Genomic DNA, 7,894 nt, shown 5'->3' with positions numbered 1-7,894 from the left:
ACCCTTGGCAAGACCAAGAATCTTTTTGTGACGGGCATGGGACGTTACGCCCCGCTTAACACGTGCCATTTTCTAAAATCCCAGGGTTCGATTAGCGGTTGTACGGCATGTACTTGAGAACGAGACCGCGATCGCTTTCGCACATGATCTCGGTCCGGCGGGCTTGGCGAATCATCTTTTTAGGACGCTTGCTCATGCCGTGGCGCTTGCCGGCAACACCAAACTTAACCTTACCGCTGGCCGTGAAGCTGAAGCGCTTCTTGGCACTGCTTTTCGTCTTCATTTTGGACATTTGGGCCTCCATTCGGGGGAATATGAACCAACCGGCCAGGCTGTCCGTCTGCCTAGGCGCGGTTAGTCCCAAGGGGCAGGACCCCAAGGGAGCGCGGAGTATAGCCAGAAAGATCGGCGATGCAAGCACGAACCTGCTAGGGTTTGCGCGCAATCGTCGGCGCGGGGAGCGCCCGGGCGTAAAGGCCGGGATCGGCGAGAAGCGATTCGGCGACCGCCATATCGACATCATTGGTGCGCGGCTTGGTGAGCGGCGGGCAGAGGCCGACCAGGGTTTCGCGGGCGGCTTCGGTGGCTTTATCGACCGTGCGGCGGGCTTGCAGCACGTCTTCCGGGTGGAAATCCGGCGTGCGCATATCGGCGGTAATCTGGGCGGCACTTGTCGGCGCATCGGCTTGTCGCGAGGTGCAGACGGTCGGCACCACGCCGTATTTATGTAGGGAATAGCCCAGCGGCGAGTGCAGGCGCATCGTCGTCATAATAAACTCGCCCTTATTGGGTAAATCTTCGTAGACGGTCTGCACTAAGCCCTTGCCGAAAGAGCGGGAGCCAACCACCACCGCGCGACCCCGGTCTTGTAGAGCGGCGGCCAAGACTTCCGAGGCCGAGGCGGTTTGCCCGTTGGTCAGTAGGACCAGCGGCACTTTGCTCGGCAGCACCTCGTCGCCCGCGCTGGCCACGCTTTCGCTCACGATCCCGCGCCGGTCGCGCACCGTCATAATCGGGCCGTCGCTGAGGAAGAGATCGGCAATATCGAGCGCGGTGCGGAAAATGCCGCCCGGATTATCGCGCAGATCGAGCACCATCCCGCGCACCGGCCCGGCATCGGTTAGTTTGCGCATCTGGGCTTTGAAGGCATCAAGTGTGCCATCATTAAAGCCCGACAGTTTAACAACGGCGATGCCCGCATCGTCGCGCTGGCCGCGCACGGTGGTTTGGTAGATTTTCATGCGCTTCAGCGTGCGCGTGAAGGCCGGTGCCTCGCCGCGCTGGATCGTCAGCGTCACCGGCGCGCCGATCTCGCCGCGCAAAAGGGCGATCAATTGATTTTGGGTGAGGGGCTGAACGGGCTTATCGCCGACACTCGTGAGCCGGTCCCCCGGCACGAGCCCGGCCTTTGCGGCGGGCGTATCGTCCAACACCGTGCGGATAACGCCGATTTGCTCAGTATCGAGAGTTACGCCAACGCCGCCGAAGCCGCTGCGGCTGGCCTTCTCATCGCGGGCTTGCGCGGGCGACAGGTAGCGCGTGTAGGGATCGAGCGCGCCGAGCGCCGGGTTCAGCAGGGCGCTGATGATATCGTCGGTCTCAATCCCGCGCAGGGCGGGGGACGCCGATTCGGCCAGGGCCGTTCCGGTTGCCGCCACGCGGCTCCAACCGCTCGGGCTTTCGGTATTGCTCGGCGGGTCGAGCTGGGCAATCGGCTTGCCGTCATAGGTTAGGCGCAGGCTGCTGCCCTGATCCTGCACGGCGATTTTGGCATCAAGCCGCGACAGGCCGCTCAGTCCGGCGACGACAAGCGGCTTGAGCGGCGCGCGGTCGACGTAATTGCTGTTAACGCTCTTATAGACAAAGGTCAGAACCTCTTCCATATCCCGAACGGGAACCCCTTGCGCGTCGGCGGCGGTTTTCTCGTCGGTCGATGCGCCGAAGAGCCCAACCGGCGTGACGCGGCTCAAGGCCCCTAGAACGTTCGTCGTCGGGGCCATCGTTCCGTCAGTCGCACCCGCGCCGCACCCGCCGACCATTAAAAAGGCCGTTCCGAGACAAAGCCGCAGGGTCTGTGTCAGCACCATACTCATCGCCGTAACTACCATCCGCCCTGCGCTTCGCGAGGAAAGCGGCAGGGTCCCTATGCCCGAACTCAGATTATCTTTGGTCGTCGCTCTTAACATCCAAGGCCCATTGCAGCCCGACAACCGCGCCCTTGATGAGCGGCAGAAAGGCGAGGCTGAGCAAAACCGTCAACGGCAACCACAGCGCCATATGCACCCAATTCGGCGGCGAATAGGCCTGTTCCACCACCAGCATGGCCGGAATGATGATGTGCCCGACGACGAAAATGGTGAAATAGGCGGGTCCATCGTCGGCGCGATAGTCGGAAAATTTTATCCCACAGTGGGTACAGGTGGGGGCGATTTTCACAAAGCTAGTGAACAAGCGCCGCTCGCCGCAGTTCGGGCAGCAGCGCTTTGCGCCTTTCAGCATCGCCGACAGGATCGACCGGCGCTCCACAGCCATTTCAGTGCCAAACTGCTCGGTCATCGTCTTCTGAACTCCGTTAAGGGCACCGGACCCTAGCAGACTAAGTGCGCCGCTTCTTCCGCGTTTCTGGCGCACCACCCCGGCGTGCCGGGCGGGCGGCCGCCGGTTTTAAGCCGGGCGGACGGCCCCGCGCGGGTTTCCGCTGAGGGCTCCCCGGCACGGTTTGCCCCTCCGCAGGCCCTTCGCCCTCAACCAAAGCAAGAACCACGCCACCTGTAACCAGATCGGCATCGACCAATTGCACCGAGAGGATTTGGCCCAGGCGGAAAATGCGATGATTGCGGTCGCCAATCAGCGCGTGGGCTTTTTCGTCGTGGTGATAAAAGTCGGACGGCAGCGTTCGAATCGGAATAAGCCCATCGGCCCCGGTTTCCTGCAACTGCACGAACAGGCCGAAACGGGTAACGCCGGTAATGCGCCCTGGGAAAATTTCGCCCTGCCGCCCGGCCAAATAGGCCGCCGTATAGCGGTCTTGCACTTCCCGTTCGGCGGCGGCGGCGCGGCGCTCGGTCATCGTGATATGGTCGCAGATCTTCTCCAGCGCCTCCAAATCCTGCCCTTCGGGCAAGGCACCCTCGCCCGGCAGATGCAGCCCGCGAATTAGGGCACGATGAACCAAGAGATCGGCATAGCGGCGGATGGGCGAGGTGAAATGGGCATAGCGGCGCAGGGCAAGCCCGAAATGGCCGATATTTTCCATGCTGTAGCAGGCTTGCGCTTGGCTGCGCAGGACCATCGTGCTGACCATCTGTGTATAAGGCGTGTTGGCGGCCTTATCGAGCAGCGCCGAAAAATGCTTCGGCATCAGTACTTGGCCCTTGGCCAGCGGCAGTTCCAGGGTTTTGAGGAAGTCGCGTAGGGACGTTAGCTTCTCTATTGAGGGCTGATCGTGGATGCGGTAGACGCACGGCTGCTGGGCCTGCTCCAGGCTTTCCGCCGCGCAGACATTGGCCAGAACCATGAATTCTTCGATGAGCTTATGACTATCCAGCCGGGCACGCGGCGCGATGCTGAGCACCGCCCCGGTGTCGCGATCCACCGAAACGACCCGCTCGGGAATATCGAGTTCCAGCGTGCCGCGCTCGTTGCGGGCGGTCAGCAGCGCGCGAAAGGCTCCGTAGAGCGGCTGAATGACCGGCTCCAGGAGTGGGGCGGTTAGGTCCTCTGCATGCCCATCCATCGCCGCTTGAACCTGCTCATAGGTCATGCGCGCTTTGGAGCACATCAGCCCGCGCACGAAACGGTGCGAGAGCTTGCGGCCCTTGGCGTCGATCCAGATATGGACGGCCAAACAGGCGCGATCCTCGTCGGGACGCAGCGAACAGAGCCCGTTCGAGAGCGCTTCGGGGAGCATCGGTACGACGCGGTCGGGGAAATAGACCGAATTGCCGCGATCCCGCGCCGAAATATCGAGCGCCGAGCCGGGCTGCACATAATGCGCCACGTCGGCAATGGCCACCAGCAGATGCCAGCCACCCTTATTGTCCGGGTCGGTATCGGTTTCGGCGAACACCGCATCGTCAAAATCGCGGGCGTCGCTGCCGTCGATGGTGACGAGCGGAATGGCGCGCAGATCGGCCCGGTCGCCCAGGGTCTCGGGAACGGCGGCGTCGGCTTCTTTCTGCGCGCCCTCTGGCTGGTCCAGCGGAATATCGGCGGCGGCAATCGCGGCCATGCTGAAGGTGCGCGGTTCGCCGAAAATGCCCAAGCGCTCGGTGATCTGCACGCGCTTCTCGCCGGTGCCGCGCTGGGGAATAAGCTCGGCTTTCACGAGTTCGCCGGAGCGGGCATCACCGACATCGGCGCGGGCGACGCGATATTCTTCGCGGTCACGCTTATCGGCGGGTTTGATGAAGCCGCCCGTGGGGGTTTTCTCGAACACGCCAACCACGGTTTGCGGGCTGAAGGTGAGGCGGCGGATGGGGAAGGCGAGATAATCCCGCCCCTCGCGCTCCAGCTTCGCCAGCAGCCGATCCCCGAGGCCGACCGCGCCGATCTTACCGTTATCGGCGATGAAGATCTTTGGCGGCGGCTCGTTGCGGCTCCAGCCCACGGGTTCGGCAATCGGCTCACCGTCGAGGGTGAGCGAGCGCACCTGAATGACAGCCACGGCGGCGAGCGGCTCCATGCGGCGCAAGCCGCCTTCGATCTGGCCGTCGCGGTCCATCTGCTTCAGCAGAATTTTAAGCTGAATGCGCTCGTCGCCGACGATATTGAAGGCGCGGGCGATCTGGCGGCGGCCTGCGTCGGGATTTTTCTTTCAGAAACTCAATCACTTGCTCGCGCGTCGGAAAAGGCGCGGCGGTTTTCTTCTTGGGGGGATGGGGGATCACAATATCCTACTCGGCCACGGGCGCGGGTTTGGTCCGGCGCGCGCGGGTTGGTGTCGTTTTCGCAGGCGCGTCGCCGTCATCGGCGGTCGCGGCCTTCGTGGTTTTCTTCGCGGCGGGAGCCTTAGCCTTCGCAGGGGCTTTCGCCGCCGTCTTAGCGGGAGCCTTTGCTTTGCTCGCGGTCGCGGCCTTCGCTTTCGGCTTGGCCTTGCTCTTCCCGTTTTTCTCGGCTTCGAGCAGCTTGGGCGCGAGCAGGGCTGCCGCTTGATCGGCGGTCAGGGTAGCCGGGTCGATATTCTTCGGCACCGTCTGGCGGACGCCGTTGACTTCTACATAGGGGCCGTATTTGCCGTCGTGCAAGGCGATATCGCCGATGCCGCCGGGATGGGGGCCGAGCGGCTTGCCGGGGTCTTTCACCGCGCGGTTCTTCGCCCGCTCGGCGGCTTCTGCCAACACGACGACCGCTCGGTTGAGGCCGATCGTCAGCACGTCCTCGCCTTTGGGGAGCGAGGTATAGGCTTTGCCGTGTTTGATATAGGGGCCGAAGCGCCCGATTCCGGCAGTCATCTCGTCCCCGGTTTCCGGGTGTTTGCCGATGGTGCGCGGCAGCGCTAGCATCGAAATCGCGCGGTCCAAGTCCACATCGGCAGGCTTTACGCCTGCGGGGAGCGAGGCGCGTTTTGGCTTATTCTCCTTATCGCCCTCGCCCAACTGCACATAGACGCCGTAGGGGCCTTTGCGCAAGGTGATCGGCAGGCCCGTGGCGGGATCGTCCCCCAGCAGCTTCGGCCCGGCCAACTCGCCATCGGCCTCGCCGTCGCCGCCGTCAATGGCCAGCGCGCGGGTGTAGCGGCATTCGGGATAGTTCGAGCAACCGATGAAGCCGCCCGTGCGCCCAAGGCGAAGGCCCAAGCGGCCCTCGGTGCAGGCGGGGCAGGCGCGCGGGTTCTTGCCGTCACCGCGATCGGGGAAGAAATGGTCGCCCAGGGCGGCATCGAGCGTATCGATGACCTGAGTGATGGTCAGATCTTTGGTGCCGTCCACCGCTTTAATGAAGGGCTCCCAAAACGCCCGCAGCACCGCGCGCCAATCGATCCGCCCTGCCGAAATATCGTCGAGCTGGCTTTCGAGATTGGCGGTAAAATCATATTCAACGTAGCGGTCGAAGAAGGAGGCGAGGAAGGTCGTCACCAGTCGCCCGCGATCTTCCGGCACGAAGCGCTTTTGCTCCAGCACTACATAATTGCGGTCCTGCAACACTTGGATGATCGAGGCATAGGTCGAGGGCCGCCCAATGCCAAGCTCTTCCAGCTTTTTCACGAGGCTCGCTTCGCTGTAGCGCGGCGGCGGCTGGGTGAAATGCTGCTCGGGGCGCGTGTCGAGCCGCTTCACGCCATCGCCCTCGGTGAGCGGCGGCAGCATGCCGCTTTCCTCATCCTCGGCGTCGTCGCGGCCTTCGAGATAGAGTTTTAGGAAGCCGTCGAACAGGATCGTCGAACCATTCGCCCGCGCCTGGGCCGAACCATCATGGGCCTTCAGATCGGCGGCGACTTGATCCAGCACCGCGCTTTCCATTTGGCAGGCGATGGTGCGCTTCCAGATCAGCTCGTAGAGCCGCGCTTGGTCTTGATCGAGGTAGCGGGCCATATCCTTCGGGCGGCGGAACAGATCCGTCGGGCGGATTGCCTCATGGGCTTCCTGGGCATTCGCCGCTTTCGATTTATAGGCGCGCGGGCTGCTCGGCAGGTAGGTATCGCCATAATCCTGGCCGATCAGGCGGCGGCAACCGCCGATGGCTTCGCCAGACAGGGTGACGCTATCGGTTCGCATATAGGAGATGAGACCGACCGTCTCGCCGCCAAGCTCGATGCCTTCATAGAGCTTTTGCGCGACACGCATCGTCTGCTGGGCACCGAAGCCAAGCTTGCGGCTGGCTTCCTGTTGCAGCGTCGAGGTGGTGAAGGGCGGTGCCGGGTGGCGCTTGCTCTGCTTCTTCTCGACCGAGGCGACGCGAAACTGCGCGGCATTGACCACGGCGACGGCGGCATCGGCGGCCCCCTTTTCGCCCAAGCTGAGCTTATCCAGCTTCTTGCCGTTCAGATGGGTCAGGCGCGCGGTGAAATTTTCGCTTTTGGCGGTGAGGAAGTCGATATCAACCGACCAATATTCATCGGACTTGAAGATTTCGATTTCGGATTCGCGCTCGCAAATCAAGCGCAGCGCCACCGACTGCACGCGCCCCGCCGAACGGCTGCCCGGCAGCTTGCGCCACAGCACGGGCGAGAGGGTGAAGCCGACGAGATAATCGAGTGCCCGGCGCGCAAGGTAGGCGTCTACCAGCTCTTGATTAATGTCGCGCGGATTGGCAACGGCGTGCAGCACGGCGGCCTTGGTGATCTCGTGGAACACCACGCGCTTCACTTCGACGCCCTTCAGCACTTTGCGGTCTTGCAGGCATTGCAGCACGTGCCAGGAAATCGCCTCGCCTTCGCGATCCGGATCGGTTGCGAGGAAGACGCGGGTTGAGCCCTTCACCGCCTTGGCGATTTCGGACACCTGCCGCGCGCCCCGGTCTTCGACCTCCCACGACATCGCGAAATCCTCGTCCGGGCGGACCGAACCGTCTTTCGGCGGCAGGTCGCGGACGTGGCCGTAGGAGGCAATGACTGTGTAGTCGGAGCCGAGATATTTGTTGATCGTCTTGGCCTTAGCGGGCGATTCGACGATGACGACGTTCATGAACCCTGTCTTCTCCCGGCCCGGGGATAGCGTGTGTTAGCGCACCATCAGCAGGGCAACTTGCCCGCCGGGGTGGCGTTCCAGCCGCCCTGCAAGCTCCAATTCCAGAAGAATGGTTTGCACGACAGCAGGGAGAATTGACACCGCCGCAGCAATTCGTCAACCGCGACAGGCGATGGTGACAACATCTCACACAGAATAGGCCGGGCGCGGGCAAGCTCGGCGGCCTCCGGATCGGGGGGCGGCGGGGCACGAAACAGGTCCGGCTG

At 63.0% G+C, this 7,894-nt stretch carries 5 protein-coding genes and 2 pseudogenes; all 7 read right to left on the bottom strand.

Annotated elements, in window-relative coordinates; genetic code table 11:
* Window positions 1-69 (bottom strand): annotated as a pseudogene (gene rplT, locus VZ95_RS27215) (50S ribosomal protein L20); the annotation flags it as partial.
* Between the two features lie 22 nt (window positions 70-91).
* Window positions 92-292: a 50S ribosomal protein L35 gene (gene rpmI, locus VZ95_RS13275; RefSeq protein ID WP_045776272.1), complete on the bottom strand. Its 201-nt coding sequence runs from the start codon at window positions 290-292 to the stop codon at window positions 92-94.
* Window positions 293-428: 136 nt separating this feature from the next.
* On the bottom strand, window positions 429-2,087 hold the full coding sequence (locus VZ95_RS13270; RefSeq protein ID WP_198148288.1) for a S41 family peptidase: 1,659 nt from the start codon (window positions 2,085-2,087) through the stop codon (window positions 429-431).
* Between the two features lie 73 nt (window positions 2,088-2,160).
* A complete protein-coding gene (locus tag VZ95_RS13265; protein WP_045776270.1) occupies window positions 2,161-2,556 on the bottom strand; it encodes a DUF983 domain-containing protein in 396 nt (131 codons plus the stop codon).
* A 40-nt stretch (window positions 2,557-2,596) separates the two neighbouring features.
* The gene (gene rnr / locus VZ95_RS13260) at window positions 2,597-4,786 is read right to left on the bottom strand and encodes a ribonuclease R (protein WP_156995289.1); all 2,190 of its coding nucleotides are present in this window, start codon (window positions 4,784-4,786) and stop codon (window positions 2,597-2,599) included.
* A gap of 109 nt (window positions 4,787-4,895) precedes the next feature.
* Entirely contained in the window at window positions 4,896-7,625 is a 2,730-nt protein-coding gene (topA, locus tag VZ95_RS13255; protein ID WP_045776269.1) for a type I DNA topoisomerase, read from the bottom strand.
* Window positions 7,626-7,661: 36 nt separating this feature from the next.
* Window positions 7,662-7,813, bottom strand: a pseudogene (locus VZ95_RS25655) (DprA-like winged helix domain-containing protein).
* Window positions 7,814-7,894: the final 81 nt, after the last annotated feature.

Origin of the sequence: Elstera litoralis (genome assembly GCF_000963705.1) — a bacterium.
In the GTDB taxonomy this organism is placed as follows: domain Bacteria; phylum Pseudomonadota; class Alphaproteobacteria; order Elsterales; family Elsteraceae; genus Elstera; species Elstera litoralis.
The sequence above is the reverse complement of the archived record's forward strand: the minus strand, read 5'-3'. Positions and strand labels throughout refer to the sequence as shown.

What these genes read in the sequence shown, in the direction of transcription:
- VZ95_RS13265 (WP_045776270.1), bottom strand. Translation starts at nt 2,556, where the DNA reads ATGACCGAGCAGTTTGGCACTGAAATGGCTGTGGAGCGCCGGTCGATC.
- VZ95_RS13270 (WP_198148288.1), bottom strand. Translation starts at nt 2,087, where the DNA reads ATGGTGCTGACACAGACCCTGCGGCTTTGTCTCGGAACGGCCTTTTTA.
- rpmI (WP_045776272.1), bottom strand. Translation starts at nt 292, where the DNA reads ATGTCCAAAATGAAGACGAAAAGCAGTGCCAAGAAGCGCTTCAGCTTC.
- topA (WP_045776269.1), bottom strand. Translation starts at nt 7,625, where the DNA reads ATGAACGTCGTCATCGTCGAATCGCCCGCTAAGGCCAAGACGATCAAC.